The organism is Paenibacillus sp. FSL H8-0332 (assembly GCF_037963835.1).
Lineage (GTDB): Bacteria > Bacillota > Bacilli > Paenibacillales > Paenibacillaceae > Paenibacillus_AQ > Paenibacillus_AQ rhizoplanae.
Window position 1 is genome coordinate 7269628 of record NZ_CP150145.1, and the last position, 17229, is coordinate 7286856.

Annotated in this window: 17 protein-coding genes and 2 riboswitches; of the genes, 6 read left to right on the forward strand and 11 right to left on the reverse strand. The window is 52.1% G+C overall.

What is annotated here, in order from left to right:
- Window positions 1-11 precede the first annotated feature (11 nt).
- Window positions 12-2342, forward strand: a complete 2331-nt coding sequence (locus NST43_RS31840; protein ID WP_339221483.1) for an ATP-binding protein — start codon at window positions 12-14, stop codon at window positions 2340-2342.
- Window positions 2329-3030: a pseudouridine synthase gene (locus NST43_RS31845; RefSeq protein WP_339221485.1), complete on the forward strand. Its 702-nt coding sequence runs from the start codon at window positions 2329-2331 to the stop codon at window positions 3028-3030. Before NST43_RS31840 ends, NST43_RS31845 begins: the two co-directional genes overlap by 14 nt.
- A gap of 86 nt (window positions 3031-3116) precedes the next feature.
- Here the strand turns inward: NST43_RS31845 and motB are convergent, their stop codons facing one another.
- On the reverse strand, window positions 3117-3938 hold the full coding sequence (motB, locus tag NST43_RS31850; protein WP_339221486.1) for a flagellar motor protein MotB: 822 nt from the start codon (window positions 3936-3938) through the stop codon (window positions 3117-3119).
- On the reverse strand, window positions 3922-4722 hold the full coding sequence (motA, locus tag NST43_RS31855) for a flagellar motor stator protein MotA (RefSeq protein WP_209994810.1): 801 nt from the start codon (window positions 4720-4722) through the stop codon (window positions 3922-3924). Before motA ends, motB begins: the two co-directional genes overlap by 17 nt.
- A 203-nt stretch (window positions 4723-4925) precedes the next feature.
- Between motA and NST43_RS31860 the strand changes: the two genes are divergently transcribed.
- Both NST43_RS31860 and NST43_RS31865 read left to right on the forward strand, forming a co-directional pair.
- Complete coding sequence (locus tag NST43_RS31860; protein WP_209994811.1) at window positions 4926-5219, forward strand: hypothetical protein; 294 nt, start codon at window positions 4926-4928, stop codon at window positions 5217-5219.
- Between the two features lie 180 nt (window positions 5220-5399).
- Window positions 5400-5675 (forward strand): 4a-hydroxytetrahydrobiopterin dehydratase, encoded by a 276-nt coding sequence (locus tag NST43_RS31865; RefSeq protein ID WP_209994812.1) that lies wholly within the window; start codon window positions 5400-5402, stop codon window positions 5673-5675.
- A gap of 128 nt (window positions 5676-5803) precedes the next feature.
- Here the strand turns inward: NST43_RS31865 and NST43_RS31870 are convergent, their stop codons facing one another.
- From NST43_RS31870 to NST43_RS31895, 6 genes are all read right to left on the reverse strand, one after another.
- On the reverse strand, window positions 5804-6160 hold the full coding sequence (locus NST43_RS31870) for a c-type cytochrome (protein ID WP_209994821.1): 357 nt from the start codon (window positions 6158-6160) through the stop codon (window positions 5804-5806).
- A 127-nt stretch (window positions 6161-6287) separates the two neighbouring features.
- Window positions 6288-6773: a GNAT family protein gene (locus NST43_RS31875; protein ID WP_209994813.1), complete on the reverse strand. Its 486-nt coding sequence runs from the start codon at window positions 6771-6773 to the stop codon at window positions 6288-6290.
- Window positions 6774-6947: 174 nt separating this feature from the next.
- Entirely contained in the window at window positions 6948-7439 is a 492-nt protein-coding gene (locus NST43_RS31880; RefSeq protein WP_339221488.1) for a C40 family peptidase, read from the reverse strand.
- Between the two features lie 4 nt (window positions 7440-7443).
- A riboswitch (cyclic di-AMP (ydaO/yuaA leader) is annotated at window positions 7444-7587 on the reverse strand.
- Window positions 7588-7984: 397 nt separating this feature from the next.
- Window positions 7985-8413: an NlpC/P60 family protein gene (locus NST43_RS31885; RefSeq protein WP_209994822.1), complete on the reverse strand. Its 429-nt coding sequence runs from the start codon at window positions 8411-8413 to the stop codon at window positions 7985-7987.
- Window positions 8414-8470: 57 nt separating this feature from the next.
- Window positions 8471-8609, reverse strand: a riboswitch (cyclic di-AMP (ydaO/yuaA leader).
- Window positions 8610-8823: 214 nt separating this feature from the next.
- Window positions 8824-9621 carry a hypothetical protein gene (locus NST43_RS31890; RefSeq protein ID WP_339221489.1) on the reverse strand — a complete coding sequence of 266 codons (798 nt, stop codon included), beginning with the start codon at window positions 9619-9621 and terminating at the stop codon, window positions 8824-8826.
- A gap of 45 nt (window positions 9622-9666) precedes the next feature.
- Entirely contained in the window at window positions 9667-11682 is a 2016-nt protein-coding gene (locus NST43_RS31895) for a M1 family aminopeptidase (RefSeq protein ID WP_209994816.1), read from the reverse strand.
- Window positions 11683-11786: 104 nt separating this feature from the next.
- Between NST43_RS31895 and NST43_RS31900 the strand changes: the two genes are divergently transcribed.
- Entirely contained in the window at window positions 11787-12293 is a 507-nt protein-coding gene (locus tag NST43_RS31900) for a YwhD family protein (protein WP_339221490.1), read from the forward strand.
- A 107-nt stretch (window positions 12294-12400) separates the two neighbouring features.
- Here the strand turns inward: NST43_RS31900 and NST43_RS31905 are convergent, their stop codons facing one another.
- The 3 genes from NST43_RS31905 to NST43_RS31915 form a co-directional block, all read right to left on the reverse strand.
- On the reverse strand, window positions 12401-12883 hold the full coding sequence (locus tag NST43_RS31905; RefSeq protein WP_209994778.1) for a regulator: 483 nt from the start codon (window positions 12881-12883) through the stop codon (window positions 12401-12403).
- A 267-nt stretch (window positions 12884-13150) separates the two neighbouring features.
- The gene (locus NST43_RS31910) at window positions 13151-13960 is read right to left on the reverse strand and encodes a DNA-3-methyladenine glycosylase (RefSeq protein ID WP_339221491.1); all 810 of its coding nucleotides are present in this window, start codon (window positions 13958-13960) and stop codon (window positions 13151-13153) included.
- On the reverse strand, window positions 13927-16002 hold the full coding sequence (locus NST43_RS31915) for a PBP1A family penicillin-binding protein (protein ID WP_339221492.1): 2076 nt from the start codon (window positions 16000-16002) through the stop codon (window positions 13927-13929). The genes NST43_RS31910 and NST43_RS31915 overlap by 34 nt, the downstream gene beginning before the upstream one ends.
- Window positions 16003-16356: 354 nt before the next feature.
- Between NST43_RS31915 and NST43_RS31920 the strand changes: the two genes are divergently transcribed.
- On the forward strand, window positions 16357-17214 hold the full coding sequence (locus tag NST43_RS31920) for a carbon-nitrogen hydrolase family protein (protein WP_339221494.1): 858 nt from the start codon (window positions 16357-16359) through the stop codon (window positions 17212-17214).
- Window positions 17215-17229: the final 15 nt, after the last annotated feature.

Below are 17229 nucleotides of genomic sequence, written 5' to 3' on the forward strand. Positions count from 1 at the left end.
GAACAATACGCTTGTCCATTAAAACGAAATTATCAGCGATTATTTTTGGCTCGGTGCTCTTAATCTTGATGCTTAATCTTACGCTCAATCTTTATGCTGCCCGGAATAATCTGCGTAATGAAAGTGTAAGCAACATGAAGATCACTGCGAAGCAGGTTGCCGTATCGGTAGAGCAGAGCGGCTACAGCTCGAATTACGTGCAGGATAAAATTGCCCAGAACCTGCGGTTGACCGCCATTCTGGCGTCCTATGAGCTGGACCCGGACATCAGGAATATTAATAATGAACAATTGAAGGCGCTATCCACCAAGCTGGGTGTGTCAAATATCTCGCTGCTGGTCAAGACTGCGGATGATATCATCGTAGCCAGATCATCAGATCCTTCGGAGATTGGGCTTTCGACCAGGGGGATGGGTTTTTGGTATGTGGCTTTCCTGGAGCTGTTTGCAGGCCAGCAGGTATCTGTCGATCAGGGGCAGTCCCTGCAGCATTTCTGGTCCGGGCCGTTTGAATACTCAACCTCCAATCCGGAGTATATTGATAAGTGGGGTTATTATTATGACGGGACCCGCAATTATATCATAGATCCTTTTGTCCGGAGTACAGCAGTAAGCGATTATGTCAAAATTATGAGCCCCGATGAGATCATCAGGGAATCCAAAGCTGTTAATCCCGGAATTCTGGAGATCACAGGAATCAATCCGAAGACATTCGGAGCCACAAGTATGCTGCCAGACGGCGTAGATCCCAAGAATACCAAGCTGCGAAACCGTCCTATCCAATACGGCACATATACATACGGAAATGTTGCAGAGGATAAGGCGGCCATCCGCGAAGCGTTGAACAAGGGTGAGCCGGTCACGCTGGATACGAAGGTAATGGGTAAAAGAGTGCTCAAAAGCTTCATTCCGATTGAGCGGCCGGAAGCGGCGGATTATGTGATCAGTGTGGTCATGGACTATCAGGCCATCTCTTCGGTCATCCGGGAGCAGCTGTTCAATAATATCACCACCTCGGTGCTGCTGCTTATTATCTTTCTCTTGGCCAGCTATGTCTTGGCCGGTGTAGTTACACGCCCCATTCAGGATATACTGGCTAAGGTCAATGATGTGGCCAAGGGCAAGTTCGAGCCCCCGCTTACTGTATCCAGCCGTGATGAGCTTGGACAGCTGGCCCAGCGCATCAATGCGATGACCTCACACCTGCTGCAGCACACGAACCGGCTGGGGCAGACCCTAGAGGAGAACCGTGCGGTGAAGGAGCATCTGGAGTCGGTAATTAACGGCACTTCGGATGCCATTCATACGGTGGATATGGAGGGGCGGATTATCAGTACGAACAGGGCCTTCGAGGACCTCTATGGATGGGGAGCTGATGATGCCCTGGTCAAGCCGCCTTATCTGGTTCCAGCCACCGTGCAGCAGCAGGAGAGTATACGATTGCAGCAGCTTAAGGACGGGGTGTCACTGCCGCCTGTTGAGACCGTCAGGCTGAAGCGTGACGGCTCCCTGGTGGAGGTCAGCGTCAGCAGCTCGGTTATCCGGGATGAGGAAGGGCAGCCGCAGTCGGTTGTACATGTGTCCCGTGACATGACGGAGCGCAACCGGATCGAGGAGCTGCTAAGACGCTCAGAGAAGCTGACCACCGTCGGCCAGCTTGCCGCAGGGGTTGCCCATGAGATCCGCAATCCCTTGACCACCCTGCGGGGATTCCTGCAGCTGCAGCAGGAGAAGAAGGTTCTCGTTCCACTGCATATCGATCTGATGCTCTCGGAGCTGGACCGGATCAATATGATTGTCAGTGAGTTCCTGATTCTGGCCAAGCCACAGGCTGTTCATTTTCAGCAGAGGGATCTGCGGCATATTGTCGGCGATGTAATCTCCCTGCTGGATAGCCAGGCCCACCTGTTCGGCATAGAGTTCGCAACACATTTCCTGGGAGTGCCCGCTATGGTGCACTGTGAAGAGAATCAGCTGAAGCAGGTATTTATCAATGTGATCAAAAATGCGATTGAAGCGATGCCGGACGGGGGAACAATTACCTTGGAGCACCATCAACAGGATGATTCTGTGGTTATTGTGATCACGGATGAGGGCGGCGGCGTTCCTGAGGAGATGCTGCCCAAGCTGGGTGAGCCATTCTTTACGAACAAAGAGTCCGGAACCGGGCTGGGCCTGATGGTCAGCCAGCGGATCATTCAGGCACACAAGGGCAGCTTGGAGATAAGAAGCGAGTATGGCCGGGGGGCACAGGTAATCATTAAGCTGCCTGAAGCGAAGGAGCCTGCCCCACCGGCCGGGATGAATATAGAACGGAGTGAAGACGAACATGAGAATCAATAAATTCATCAGCGAGACAGGATATTGTTCACGCCGTGAAGCAGACAAGCTGGTCGAGGCGGGGAGGGTCACCATCAACGGTGAGCCTGCTGCTCTGGGCAGCCAAGCCGAAGCCGGGGATATAGTGCTGATTGACGGCCAGCCGCTTGAGACGGGCAGCAGGATCGTTTATATCGCACTTCATAAGCCGGTGGGCATTACTTCTACCACAGAAGCGCATATTCAAGGCAATATTGTCGATTTCATAGGACACGAGGAGCGGATTTTCCCTATTGGCCGGCTTGATAAGGATTCAGAGGGATTGATTCTGCTGACGAACGACGGGGATATTGTTAATAAAATATTACGAGCGGAAGGCAAGCATGAGAAGGAATATGTGGTTACTGTAGATAGACCCGTTACGCCTTCTTTTCTGACAGGCATGTCTACCGGGGTAAGAATTCTGGGCAGCAAGACACTTCCCTGTGAGATTACGCGGATCAGTGAGCGGGTATTCCGTATGGTACTGACCGAGGGCAAGAACCGGCAAATCCGCCGCATGTGCAGTGCCTTCGGTTATGAAGTGCGGCGGCTGCAGCGCATCCGCGTAATGAATATCCGCCTTGGCGAGATGAAGACCGGAGAATGGCGGGAGCTGTCCCGGGAGGAGAAGCAAGAGCTGGGGGCTATGCTGAATTATCAGCTGCACTAAGACTATACATGACCATACCCATAAAAAAGAGCTGCTTCGAACGGCCCCCACCGGGGTCTATCGGAGCAGCTCTTATTGGTTTCTATTCAGGGAGCTGTTACATTAGTTACATCCGTGGTCTCTGTAGCAGCATCCTTATATTTACGAAGGATAGATACTTCTACCCGGCGGTTCTTGGCCCGTCCGGCAGCAGTAGCATTCGTAGCGATGGGGTGGTATTCGCCAGAGCCGGTCGGGCTGAACTTCGTCGGGTCCAGGTTGGGATTCAACAGCAGAATCTTCATGAACTCAAGGGCGCGATCTACGCTAAGATCCCAGTTCGAGGAGTACGTGCTGTTGGAGATCGGAACATTATCGGTATGCCCCTGCACCAGTACTTCATAATCCGGAAATTGCTGCAGCATGCTTGAGATCGACTTGGCCAGCTGGCGGGATTCATCCTTCACCATAGCCTGGCCCGAAGCGAACAGGGCATTGTCACTAATCGTGATCATCAGCTGGGACTGATTCAGCTTCGTGCTAAGCAGATCGGTCATGCCGTTGTTCTTGATGTACTGGTCGAACTGCTTCTTCAGCTTCTCCAGATCCTCCTGCTCCTTGGCCCGGAGCTTGGACAGATCGGATGTTCCGGTGTTCTTGGCGATCACATTGTTCATTTTATCCTGTTTGCCTTGGTCAAGCTGGGTGCTGGTCGGGGAATCCGACCTGTACTCCAGGACACCGCCGCCGCCGCTGAGGGCTGAATTGAAGGCTTCAGCCATTTGTTGAAATTTTACGGCGTCCGTAGCGCTCATGGCGTACATAACAAGGAACAGAGCAACCAACAGGGTCATCAGATCGGAATAGGGAAGCAGCCAGGATTCATCGGCATGCTCTTCGTGTTCCTCATGCCTAGTCTTTTTGCTCACTGGAAGCCCCCTCCTTCTCGCTCAGCTTGGCACGCTCGGTCGGAGTCAGGAAGACAGACAGCTTTTGGTTAATGGCAATGGTAGACACCCCGGACTGAATGGAGAGCAGACCCTCCACCATCATCAGGCGGACTTCAATCTCGCGTTTGGATATCCGCTTCAGCTTGTTGGCCATAGGATGCCACATAACATAACCGGTGAATATCCCGAGCAGGGTCGCAATGAACGCTCCGGCAATTGCGTGGGCCAGGATGTCCATGTTGCTCATATCACCCAAGGCGGCGATCAGCCCGATAACAGCCCCGAGTACCCCTAGTGTAGGTGCGTACATTCCGGCCTGGGAGAAAATCAAGGCCCCGGCTTTATGTCTGTCTTCAGTAGCATGTATATCTTCCATTAATACATCACGGACGAACTCCTGATCGTTGCCGTCAATAATCATCCGCATGCCGTTTCTCAGGAAGTTATCTTCAATTTCATCGACATTGGATTCCAACGCCAGGAGCCCTTCGCGGCGGGTGATGGATGCCCATTCCATGAACATTGTAATCAGTTCAGGCTTGCCGACCATCTTTTTCTTCACAAATAGAATCTTTAACAGCTTAGGGAAATTCTTGACTTCCGACATCGGAAAGGCCATGAAGATAGAGGCAGCCGTGCCAAGAAAAATAATGACATAGGCAGCAGGGTTGTTCAAGCTTGCAAGTGGAGCATGCTTGAGTATCATCCCCCAGATTACTGCGATCAGACCAAAAACCAGGCCTAGAATTGTTGAAATTTCCATTTATGCACCTCGTCCATGAGAATTAAGAAGTGATCGACTAACCGCGTAATTCGTCCTTGAACCGCGGGAGAACACTCTGTTCGTAACCAAATCACGTATATTCTTCTTTATCGACATCATTCCCTTTTTTGTGAAGTGATTTTTTCGGCTATAATAGATAAGGTAGGTTATTATTCATCAGCGAAGAAAACGGAGTGATTGATGTGGGAGTTAAGCATGGCAGGGATTATAGTGAAATTCTTGTTGAACTGACAGGAGCCGTTGGACGGATTGCAGACGGGTACATTTTTTTTGAGATGGAGTCTGAAGAGTGGGCGAATCTGCCGGAGGAATCGAAGCAGGAGGTCTGGGAGGCGCTTGCGGAGGACCTGTTCTACGCACTGGGCAATGAGCCGGTCATTCAGGTGGGCAGCGGAGTTGTAATGTACGATAAAGAAACACACCGCATTAATATTTTGCTGGGCGATGAGGATCTGGCTTCGGTGGTTCTTGTATAAGCAGGCGGAATTGTGGCAGCGGGTTTGTTCCGGGCTTCCGGCCATGTTAAAATTGGAAGTGGAGTACTAATTGCCGGGATGTCAGAATACACTTAATCAAAAAATCTTTGGCCTGGCACATCCCTTGGACTTTTAGAAGCTGAGGGATGTTTTATTTAACTTAGCAAGGGAGGAAACGAATTGCAATTAACTGAGGAAGAACTGCAGGAGCAGATCAGCAAGCTTGAGGGCTGGAAGCTGGAGAGGGATAGGCTGGTACGCAAATATATGTTCAATGAATATATGAAGGGAATTGCTTTTGTGGATGAGGTGGCTGCCATTTCGGAGGCCTTTGACCATCACCCGCATATCACCATTGATTACAAGACCGTTGTGCTGCGGATGGCTGCAGATGTAGAGAAGCTCGATCTCCGCCAGGCTCGTGAATTTAATGAGGCGTTTGAGAAGAACCGCTAGAGGACAAGGCCCTTATGAAGACGACAGGAATACCTGATCAATAGAAATGCCCGTGCAAGGATTATTCGATATCCTTGTCACGGGCATTATACATAGGAATGAAGAGCGTGGTGAGTACAGGTTGCGGATTATTTCTTCTCGGCCAGCCATAAGGCTACATTCGCAATCTCTTCAGGGGCCAGCCTATCTTTGAAGGAAGGCATCTGGCCGCGTCCCTTGGTGACTATGCTGTAGATCTGCGGCGCGTCATGCGATGCACCCTCCTGTTGCAGGCTAGGTCCTGCACCGCCCTGAAGCTGGTCACCGTGGCAGGAGATACAGTTGGCCTTCACTGTCGCCTCTGCGCTCGCAGCATCAAGCACAACCTCCGGCATGGTCGGTTTGTTCTGTTCTGCCACCTGGGATTTGCCGGGCAAGGTAAACATTAAGATTACTGCAAAGGCACAGGCGGCAAAAAACAAACCGCTCATGATCCATTTCTGCATCTGCATCCGTCCCTCCATGTAAGCTGCTGTCTCCATTATAGCGGATGGTGAAGCGTTATCATAGTATTTGTGTCAAAAAAATGAACACATATGATCCATTTTTTTGAAAATACCTCCGTCCCCGGTGTTATTCCTCATAGACCATGCAGTAAAAAGGCTTATTGCCGGTCGGAGTGCGGCGTTCATAGGTATCCGTTATGGTGAAACCGCATTTCTGGTAGGCGCGGATGGCGCGCTGATTCCAGGTCAGCACCTCCAGATCGATCTCGCGCTCCGGGTAACGGGCCCGTGCTGCCTGCACAATAGCCTTCATGAACAGATGCCCCATTCCATGACCGCACAGATCGGGCCGCATTCCGACACCAAGCCGGACTACCCCCTCCATCGGAAAGAGCTGGGCGAAGCCGCACAGATCCCCCTGTCCGTTCACTACAGATACATATTGCCTACTTCGCAGCTGCGGGTCTCCGAACTCTACGCCCAGCGCCTGCATCTGCTCCCAGGACATCCACCCGTAAATATTATACGGAGGTTTGTAGCTCCACTCACAGATCTCAGCGGCATGCTGCGGTTCCATAGGTACAACATAAAAGGTTAGCGGGGAGCTAATCATAAGCGGGCGGCCTCCTTTCCGGGACAATGCTTTTTACTATATTATATATATTTTATGAAAAGGCGGAATGGGTGTTTTACAAATATAGAGCAGGGTAAGTAATTTTATAGACAAAAAAAGCCCTTCTCCAAGATTTCGGCAAAAATCTCGGAAAAGAGCGTAGGTTACAAAGGTTTATTGTACATCGTCGTTGTCTTGGGAATCCGAAGCTACAGTCTTGTAGGCATCTGTACTCATGATCCGTTTGGCGCCAACGTAGCGGTTGACGTAATAGCTGTCATTCAGCGAACTGATGGTTACACCACGTGAGGAAGAGGCATGAGCGAAATCGCCGTCACCGACATAAATACCGACATGGGACACGCCTTTACCGTTTGTATTAAAGAATACAAGATCGCCTGGTCTCATCTCGTCGCGGGACACGGCAGAACCCATCTCATACTGGGAGCCGGATTGATGGGGCAGGTTAATGCCGATCTTATCAAAAACAAACATTGTAAATCCGGAGCAATCAAACCCGTTAGTCGATGTACCGCCGGACACGTATTTGGTTCCGATGGTTTTGTCGATCACTTTATCCATTTTGGAATCCGCGAAAGCGCTTCCTGCTCCGATGGTGAAGATAATGGACAAGCTTAGTACTGCGGCTGCTAGCTTCTTCTTCAAAAGTAAGTACCCCTTCCAATGCCTACGAGGTTAGCTTAAGGGTTCGGTTGAAGGTCCCCTATGACCCCTCTTAGAATAGGAGGTCAATTCACCCAAAGTGGTTCCCCCGTTTCCCTAAACTCATTAGGGAACTCGGCATAACTGTTGATTAGGATTAGCTGTTCATTCAATACATGACAAAACCTATATTAAAAGCGATTCAATAATTACAAAAATGTTACTAAAAGCTCACTGCGATAATTGTAGCAAAGACTAAGTCGCTTGGCAATCACTTATAACATATTAATGCATCTTTTTTGCTGTTTTTTAGAGTTATAGACCTTCCGAAAGACTCATATCTATGCGCCGGGGCTATTTTATATGATTTTTTTCTTTGTTTTTGCAGGAAAATGCTGTTTCAAGGCTGCGGATTCGGTGTAAAAGGTAGAATAAGGAAAAGGAAAAACCCGGAAATGATTACGGCAATAATCATCCCGGGCTCGTATAAGTTACATTTAGTTGTTAGAGGCAGAAATATTCGGGGTATGCTTCAAGGGTTCTAAGGTTCAATCGTAAGCGACAGCTTGGTAGGCTGTTGTGCTCATTACTCGTTTGGCACCAACGTAGCGGTTGGCCCAGTAGGACTGGCTCATCGAACTGATGGTTACACCACGTGAACTCGAGGACTGTGCAAACTTCCCGTTTCCAACATAAATACCGACATGGGATACTCCATTGCCCAGGGTATTGAAGAACACGAGATCACCTGAACGCAAATTGCTCTTGGATACAGTGGTTCCTACTTTGTATTGTGCTTTGGAGGTACGGGGCAAGGTAAGCCCAACATTCTTGAATACGTACTTGGTGAATCCGGAACAATCGAAGCCGTTGGTGTTAGTGCCCCCGGTTTTATATGACGTTCCAATGGTTTTTGAAATCACAGTATCCATCTTGGAATCTGCGAAGGCACTGCCTGCTCCGAGTGTGAATACCATCACAAGACCCAGCGCTGCTGCGGTGCATTTTTTCTTGAAGTTCTGAATAATCAAAAGATGTACTCCTTCCAGGGCCTGCGAGGTTAGCTTAAGGATTCGGTAGAAGGTTCCCCTATGACCCCTCTAAAGCGAGATCAATTCACCCAAAATATGGTTCCCCCACTTCCCGGTGCAGGGAATTCGGCGTTATGTGCACCAGAACAGTGACTTATCGGCAATTAGTTAATTTTCAATGGTTACGGTAAATTCTGTTTGAAAGATTACAACTTTGTTACTAGTAGTACAGGCATCATTGTATCAGAGGTTTTACCGTTTTGCAAATGCTTTTGTCCTTCGCTTCAAGAAAAAAAGAGTCCTGCTCCCTGCTTGAGGGGCTGTGACTCTTTTTAGTATGCCGTTTTGACAGCTTATTATTGTGGAAATGATTTACTGGACCAGAGGTGGTACTGGGCAGCGATTCCCCACATATTGAACAGCGTGGAGGGCAGCGGAGCTGCCTGGCGGAGCATAAGGGCCGGCAGCCCCGGGTACAGCAGCGCAGAAGCACTGCAGAGGAGGAGCACCGCTAGGCTTCCCGCCCCCAGTATGATGGATATCCCAATGGAAGGCAGCAGCACCTTCAGGCAGATCAGCATCGAAGAGAACATGCCGGTACCGGCGGTATAGCCGAATTGCATATAGAGCAGAAGCTTGCGTATAAGGAAGAGATAGAGCAGCCAGCCCAGCACATAAGGCACCAGCTTCAGCAGGAGCGGGACATCGAGAACACCGCTGAGCAGATGACGGTACATACGCGGAAGCAGCCAGTAGAGCGGCAGGAGGGTTAGCGCCCATTCTGCGAGGCTGAACAGCAGTACAGGCAGCCCATACTTTTTCATTCCGGGAAAAAAGAACAGTCCCCGCGCCCCGGCGTGTTCCTGGTGAAGCTCATGCAGCAGTCCTGCGCGGATAAAGGGGGTCAGCAGCAGCCGGAGCACCGTCAGCGCCAGCAGCAGCCACAGCCAGTGCTGGACGGCGGGGTCGGTGCGCAGGGCAGTCTGCCCTTCGATATAATACAGCAGTCTGCCTATCCCGCTGCCGCCGGCATTCGCATCCGGATAGCGCAGCAGGACGGGAACAACCGCGCTTTTAATAAATTTGTACAGGAAATATCCCCAGAACAGCCGGTAGATAAATAGCAGAATCAATATATAGAACTGCTCTTTCATGCTGATCCAACCGCGGGTTATTGAACTTTTCACCATTCCTTCACCTCACCAGACAAGAGTTCCGAGCAGGGTTTCAAGCAGAGTAGATGCGCTAAGCGTCCAGCGGGAGAGTGTGCGCGGCTCAAGCTCCGCCATTCTGAAATTATTAAGATGCCTGCTCTCCAGCAGAATGGAATGTCCCGGATCGATCTCTGCGGAGACCAGCGGCGCTTTATACGCTAACTCAAAGGAGGTAGCCTGACCCTCGCCATTCCAGTATTGCTGCACGGTGTACCCGTCTGCGAAGGTGAATTTCACAGGAACATCAGGGTACAGGCTGCCCTTATTGCTTACATCGACTACAGCGTTATAGCGGCTCCCCCCGCCGTCGCTGCCATCTCGATTGACCGTGAGCCTGATATCATCAACTGCGAAATCGGGTGCCCCCCCACCGTAGACATACCGCTCAAAATAAGTCTGCCAGGATTGCTTGGTCACTTTCTCCACAACCTTCTGGAAGTCGGCAGTGGACGGATGCTTGAAGCGGTATTTGCGGGCATAGGCGTCGAGGATGGCGTCCATATTCTTGGTTCCTGCTATGCGCTCGATATCCTTCAGCACCAGCTTGCCCCGGATATACACATTGCGCGTGTAGGCATCATCGCCGCTGTATTTCCAGGTCTCCAGCTTAAGCGGCTGTGAGGAGGAGACCAGGCTGGACTGCAGCGGGAGGCTTGAGGCAACGCCGTATTCCTGTTCCATCAGCCGGTCTTCGGCATACGAGGTGAAGCTCTCATCGAGCCAGGCTTCTTCGAATTCATTGCTGGCCACCAGACCGTAGAAATATTGGTGCCCGATCTCGTGGATGATTGTGCGCTCAAGGGAAGTGTCCGGTGAAGTGTCCGTGGCGCCGAAGGCGGTAATTAGCGTCGGATACTCCATTCCCCCGGCTCCATTGCCTGACTCCGGCGGGACAACAATGGATAAGGTGGAGTACGGGTAAGGGCCGTACCATTTGCTGAATGCCGTCAGGGCAGCCTCAGCGGCCTGGAAATAGCGCTCCTGGAGATGTTTGTGCAGCGGGTCCAGATAGAGCTTAATCTTCACCCCGGGCACCTGCGGCGCGGAGAAGGCCTTCTCGGCAACCACGAACTCAGGCGATGCCGCCCAGGCGAAGTCGTGGACGTCATCTGCATAGAACTGATAGATCTTACGTCCTTTTACAACCTTGGCGTCCCTCACTGGAAACCCGGTTGCGGCGACCTTATACTCGGGTGGGACAGAAATCGATACATTGTAGATCCCAAAATCACTGTAGAACTCGGAGTTGCCGTGGTATTGATGCAGGTTCCAGCCTTCTTCCTTGAGTCCTCTTCTGCCGGCAGGCTCATAGACGCTAAGCTTCGGAAACCACTGTCCGGCCATCACGAAGTCGTCAGCGGTTCCCATCCGGGCGAAAATTTTGGGCAGCTTGACCTCGAATTTAAGCCTTACCGTAATGCTCTCACCGCCGTTCACCGGCTGCGGCAGATGGACCTTGAGCAGTGTTCTGTCATTGATATTGCCGTCGTCCGGTTGCACATATTGAGTGCGCTGCATCAGCGAAACGCCCTCGGAGGTCCGCAAATCTGTCAGCGTAATGCTCCCGTAACCTCCTGCAGGCATGGTGTCACCGCGAAGCGTACCGCCAGACTCTTTCATGAAGGTGGTGTTGGCCGATGCGAATGCATTGGGATACAGATGAAAGTAGAGCTCCTGGACCGGCTTTGCGCCCGGATGGGTCCAGGTCAGCGTCTCGGAGGCGACCAGTGTCTCCTTATCGGGCAGGAGCTCCACATCCATGTGATATTCAACCACGCGCTGACTTAAAGCCTCTGTCTCCGATGTGTAGATCATATCTGAAAGATCGGACTGCACGGGCTGCTGCCGGGGGATAATGGCGGGGGACTTGGCCTCTTTTGGAACAGAGGCAGTCCATGCGGCAGGGCTATGCCCTGACAGAAACCATATTCCGCCTCCAAGCAAGGTGAGGACAGCCAGGACTGCGAAGATGAGGGTATACCTTAATGAATGTGGCTTCATACTATGATTCCTCCCGTGACAAGCATCTACGGGATGTATATGTTTGCAATCGCCGCATTATTAGCTAAAATTAAATAATTAGTGAATGGAAAGGATGTGCACATGTGGATAACGTACAACCGGAGGGCAAAAAACAAATTGCCTTGAATATTGTGAACGCCAGAGCCAAACATAAAGGCTTCGGTGCAGGCTCGATTGATCTGAACAATGTATCGCCTGTCATTATTGACCAGGGGATCGCCGTTATCGATATCGGTGCCATGCATGCCAAGAGCAAAGTAGAGAAGGGAATCAAATTCTCCATGAACCGTGAGGATGTTCCGACGGGAAGACAGGTATGGGTCGTATGGGTGGCTGTTGACCGTACCCCGGAGGGGCAGTTCTACGGCGGGATTACCGCCTGTGAGATGTGGATTGATACCGAAGCGCGCCGCGGCTGGAAGATTCTCGCGGATCATGTCAATAAGCTGGATGCGGCTTTGAAGCGGAAGCTTATGCTGGAGGGACTTGGAAGTGCCGAGCGGGCAGCGCTGAAATCGCTGCTGATGGCCCACAATGAAGAGTGGTGGGCCGCCTCGCCTGAAGAGCTGAAGGCCGCGTTGTCGGAATAATACTTTGTATTTGAACAAGGGGTACGTTTATATTTCAAAAAATTAAGGCTTGGCCCCAAATGGGCCAAGCCTTATCTGATGTCTGTGCAGGGATGAATGGATAATGGTTACTGCGGGGCTGTTCTGCCGGGAGCGTTCAGCTTGCGCTTGAGCTGGCTGACTCTGGCTTGGCTGATGCCGAGAACCTCGGCAAGCTCCTTTTGATTGGCATAGGGATGATCTTCAATTGCTTTCTCCAGACGCAGACTCATTTCTTCGGTCTTGCTTCTCCGTCCCCCGCGGGCAGGCTCGGGATGTTCTTCTGCTGAACTTGGGGAGGCATGGATGGGTTCTGATCCGCGTTCGGGGTCACTAAGCTCCTTCAGACAGGTATTGCAAATGAACTGATCCTTATAGTAGATCACATGATCAAGACTTCTGCAAAAGGTGCATTCTGTGGAGGTGTACTTTCGGAGGACGATAATATCCTCATCCAGTATAAAAAATTCGATAGGATCCCCAATGTCAATATTACGTGTCATGCGGATTTCTACGGGAACCACAATTCTTCCGAGGCTGTCTAGGCTCCGGATCATGCCTGTATCTTTCATCCCATGTCCCTCATTTACATCTTTATATTTTTTGTAGATATCTATGATTATAACAGTAATTGTAAGTTAAGAGAACGGGGTAAGCGTATACAAATAAGGGATTTTATTGTCATTTTATAGGAAGTTTTATCATTTTATGACGTTTGAGGGGATAGAGGTTAATAGGATGAGAAAAACCTCTCCAAGTGGGAAGTTCCAAGGGAGAGGCTGATTAGGGTTCTCTTATTAATACCCAAATTACCGCGGCCGAAACAGTGTAACCCTCCTTCAGAGGAGCCTGTGGGGCTGTGCCTGCGGATCGATGGCCGAGACATAAGGATTGCCCTGAAGATAGAAGCGCCAAGGGCGCTCGGCATAGTCTCCCGCATAAGGAATATTAATGCGCGGGGCCTCGACAATATCCAGGGACTCAGGGTCTTCTCCCTGCTCAATGCTTAGTAGACCATCTGGAAGATCGAACCTGGAGTTGTTAAGACTCTTGTCAATCCGCAGCGCCCGGCACAGCTTGCCCGGCCCGCCGGAGAGGTCCGCGGGCTTCCTGACGGCAACTCCCCTATATGCCGCCATAAGCTCGGCATCTTTCTCCGTAAGCGGCTCTACTGCCCGGATCAGAACGGCATGCGGCTCGTCCTCTGCGGCAGTTACCACATTCAGGCAGTGGTACATGCCGTAAATCAGGTATATATACACGGCGCCTCCGGCGCTGAACATGACCTCCGTACGGGCGGTCCGGCGGCCGCCATAAGCATGGCTGCCTTTATCCTCGGCGCCTCCGTAGCTCTCTGTCTCCACAATGCGGCAGCGGATGTCCCCGTCTTCTGTACGGCGGACCAGATGCTGGCCCAGAAGGCGCGGCGCTGCTTCAACCGCCGCGAGCTTGTAGAGCTCAGGCTGCAGCAGCAACGGCGCTTGCGGCTCAAGGCCAGCAGAGTGATTCAGCTTCATGAATGGATGACACACCTTCCTGCGGCGGAGTAAGGCGGGCGTACGCCTCTGCCGGTCTCCCCATCGTAACGCAGACAGCGGGGAGCGGCAATCCCAGGTTAGTTCATCCACCAGCGCTTGATATTGTTCCATAGTGAATGCTCTTCTTTGGCCGGATCGGCAGGACCAGGAGTGGTGCTTGGTGAAGCACCGGGCTCACCGGAGCCGGAGCTATGCTTGTCACAATATTCGGTAGGCTCCGTGCCGCTGATGAAGGTCTCCAGCTTTTTCTCGGGACAGTCTGCTGTAGCCAGCATGCCGGACAGCGGATCGATATATACGCTGACTACGCCATCGGGAATGGGGAAAATCTTCGGCGGCACATTCTCCAGCGCCTTTTCCGTGAATCCGGCGAAGATCGGCGCTGCCCGTCTGCCGTCGGCGGTTGCAATATCCCGGCCCTTATCGTAACCGACCCATACGGCGGTTGAAAGCTCAGGCGTGAAGCCTACCATCCATCCGTCGGTATCTGTAGTGCCGGTCTTGCCGGCTACCGGCCGCTTGATCATCGAGGCCACCCGGTTCCCGGTGCCTCCGCTCTCGAAGACACCCTCCATCAGCCGGGTTAACACGTAAGCCGCTGCCGGCTCGACCACGGGCTGCCCCTCAGGCTGCGGAGCTTCATATAGAAGATGTCCGCCCGCATCCGTGATCTTTAGGACCGCAGTGACCGGCTGCTTCACTCCGCCATTGGCAATCACTGCGAAGGCTGCGGTCATCTCCAGCGGGCTGACAGGCGAGGTTCCGAGCGCCAGAGAAGGAACACTCTGCAGCGGGCTGTTAATCCCCATGGCGGCAGCCATAGCAGCCACCTTATCCGCCCCAATCTTCATAATGGTATTCACGGCATAGATATTGTCAGATGCGGCAATGGCCTGCCGCATATTAATCTCTCCCAGATATTTATCCCCGAAATTCCGGGGCTGGTACGTCTTGCGGTTATTGTCATAGTGGAACAGCGTCGGCTGGCTGTTGAAGACGGACAAACCGGTCATTTCCTTGGTCGACAGTGCCGCCAAATACATAATCGGCTTAAAGGAAGAGCCGGGCTGGCGCGTCTTCGCCAGCGCATGGTTGAAGGAGCTGGTCCGGTAATTTGTGCCCCCGACCATAGCCTTCACATAGCCTGTGCGGGGATCAACGGAGACCAGAGCCGTCTCCAGCTCGCTGCTGTGGTCCATGCCCTGATCCACCGCCTTTTCCGCAGCCTGCTGCATATCCGGGTCAAGCGTCGTATAGACATTTAGGCCGCCCCGGTCCAGCTCGTCACTGCTGATATGCAGGCTGTCGATCACAAGGCTGCGCACATAATCGCGGAAATAGGGTGCAGCCACCGTGGTATCCTTTTGACCCTGCGGGCTCAGCTTCAGCTGCTCCTTAGCGGCCTCCTGTGCCTGCGATTCCGTAATATCCCCCGTGTCGACCATGGCGGCCAGGATGATGCCTTGACGCTTCAAGGCGCTGTCCAGATGATTATAAGGAGAATAATAGGTGGGTCCCTTGGGCACTCCGGCCAGCAGGGCGCTCTCCGCCAGATCCAGATCTGCGGCAGCTTTGCCGAAATACATCCGGGCGGCAGCTTCAATTCCATAAGCGCCATGCCCGTAGTAGATTTCATTTAAATACATATTCAGGATTTCATCCTTGGTGTACTTCATCTCCAACTGCAGGGTGTATAACGCTTCCTTGGCCTTGCGGGTCCAGGTCTTCTCATGGGTGAGGTACAGATTGCGCGCGAGCTGCTGGGTTAGAGTGCTGGCCCCTTGTGTGCGTCTGCCCGTCTCCAGATTGGCGAGTACGGCTCTCCCCATGCCTTTCAGATCAAAGCCGATATGATTATAGAATTTCCGGTCCTCCACAGCCAGCGTGGCCTTGATGAGCAGCGGGGAGATCCGGTTCAGCTCAACAGGCTCGCGGCTGCGGCCATCTGTAGTGAAGGTGGTCATCACATTGCCCCGGGCGTCGAGCAGTCTGGAGCGGACATCATCCCCGAGCGGGGGGAGCGGTTTCTGATATAGATATCCAAGCAGAGCCCCGGCTGCCAGCAGGAACAGTAGAACGCAGACAACCAGCAGCCGAAAGAGCAGGCGTAAGCGGCGTTTGCGGACTTTAGGTGTAGCAGAATCGCGCGTCATGGTATCAGGCTCCTTCGAATTCAAGCAGTAACACAGGCTGGCACCATGCGGGCTGCCGCTGCTTGTATTCCTCATTATGGGAAAGGAAGAGCAGAGATATTCACGATTTGCAGAGAAAGCGGAAGCTGTCGAACCAGGCGGAGAAAAGGGGAGTATGCGCCCGCTGGGCCATGTGTGATTTTAAAATATAAGAATTTATTTGTTTCACACGATAAAATATCCTTCTATTTCTCGCTGAAACGGTACCGTCTTTGAAAAGGACGGTAAAGCCGTTTCCACTTGTGATCCGTTATGGTAAAATTTTAGATACTTATGAAAATGCATGTAACTATCATGCCCGGGAGGACTGCCGCCATGGCTTTTCGCGTATCTGCTGTACAATATCATCTGCATACCATCTCCTCCTTCGAGGAGTTTGCCGCTGAGTGCGAGCACTATATTAAGACAGCCGGAGAGTACGGCGCTGAATTTATTCTCTTCCCCGAATTCCTTACGACACAGCTGATGTCGATCGGAGGCGATGACGGGGAAGCGCTGGGGATAGAGGATCTGCCCCAGTTCACAGACCGTTACCGGGAGATGTTCTCCGGGTACGCCAAGAAGTATGCAGTACATATTATTGGGGGGACCCATGTCCTGCGCCGCAGCGGCAAGCTGTATAATGTAGCCCATCTTTTTTACCCGGACGGAAGAATTGCCGAGCAGGCCAAGCTGCATATTACCCCTGCTGAAGTAGAGGGCTGGAATATGGGGGCGGGTGAGGAGCTTCAGGTATTTCAGACAGAGCATGGAACCATTGCCATGCTGACTTGCTACGACATTGAATTCCCGGAGATTGTGCGCATGGCCCGGGCCAAAGGGGCGGATGTGATCTTCTGCCCGTCCTGCACGGATGACCGCCACGGCTTCCACCGGGTACGATATACGAGCCACGCCAGGGCTATCGAGAATCAAGTCTATGTGGTGCTGACCGGAACCGTAGGCTCCTTGCCTACCGTTGACCTGATGCGGGCTAACTTCGGCCAGGCAGCGGTAATTACACCTAATGACATTCCGTTCCCTCCCCAGGGTCTGCTGGCCGAAGGGGAAATCAACAACGATATGATCATCACCGCCGATCTGGATCTGGAGCTGCTGTACCGCGTCCGGGAACACGGGTCTGTAACCACTTGGCGTGACCGCCGCACCGATTTGTACACTGACTGGACATAAGGACGTAAGGGGGAA

Excerpts from the sequence above, each read along its gene's own strand:
- NST43_RS31845 (WP_339221485.1), top strand. The coding sequence starts at position 2,329 with ATGAGAATCAATAAATTCATCAGCGAGACAGGATATTGTTCACGCCGT.
- motA (WP_209994810.1), bottom strand. The coding sequence starts at position 4,722 with ATGGAAATTTCAACAATTCTAGGCCTGGTTTTTGGTCTGATCGCAGTA.
- NST43_RS31870 (WP_209994821.1), bottom strand. The coding sequence starts at position 6,160 with ATGCAGAAATGGATCATGAGCGGTTTGTTTTTTGCCGCCTGTGCCTTT.
- NST43_RS31875 (WP_209994813.1), bottom strand. The coding sequence starts at position 6,773 with ATGATTAGCTCCCCGCTAACCTTTTATGTTGTACCTATGGAACCGCAG.
- NST43_RS31885 (WP_209994822.1), bottom strand. The coding sequence starts at position 8,413 with ATGGTATTCACACTCGGAGCAGGCAGTGCCTTCGCAGATTCCAAGATG.
- NST43_RS31890 (WP_339221489.1), bottom strand. The coding sequence starts at position 9,621 with ATGAAAGAGCAGTTCTATATATTGATTCTGCTATTTATCTACCGGCTG.
- NST43_RS31895 (WP_209994816.1), bottom strand. The coding sequence starts at position 11,682 with ATGAAGCCACATTCATTAAGGTATACCCTCATCTTCGCAGTCCTGGCT.
- NST43_RS31905 (WP_209994778.1), bottom strand. The coding sequence starts at position 12,883 with ATGAAAGATACAGGCATGATCCGGAGCCTAGACAGCCTCGGAAGAATT.
- NST43_RS31910 (WP_339221491.1), bottom strand. The coding sequence starts at position 13,960 with ATGGAACAATATCAAGCGCTGGTGGATGAACTAACCTGGGATTGCCGC.
- NST43_RS31915 (WP_339221492.1), bottom strand. The coding sequence starts at position 16,002 with ATGACGCGCGATTCTGCTACACCTAAAGTCCGCAAACGCCGCTTACGC.
- NST43_RS31920 (WP_339221494.1), top strand. The coding sequence starts at position 16,357 with ATGGCTTTTCGCGTATCTGCTGTACAATATCATCTGCATACCATCTCC.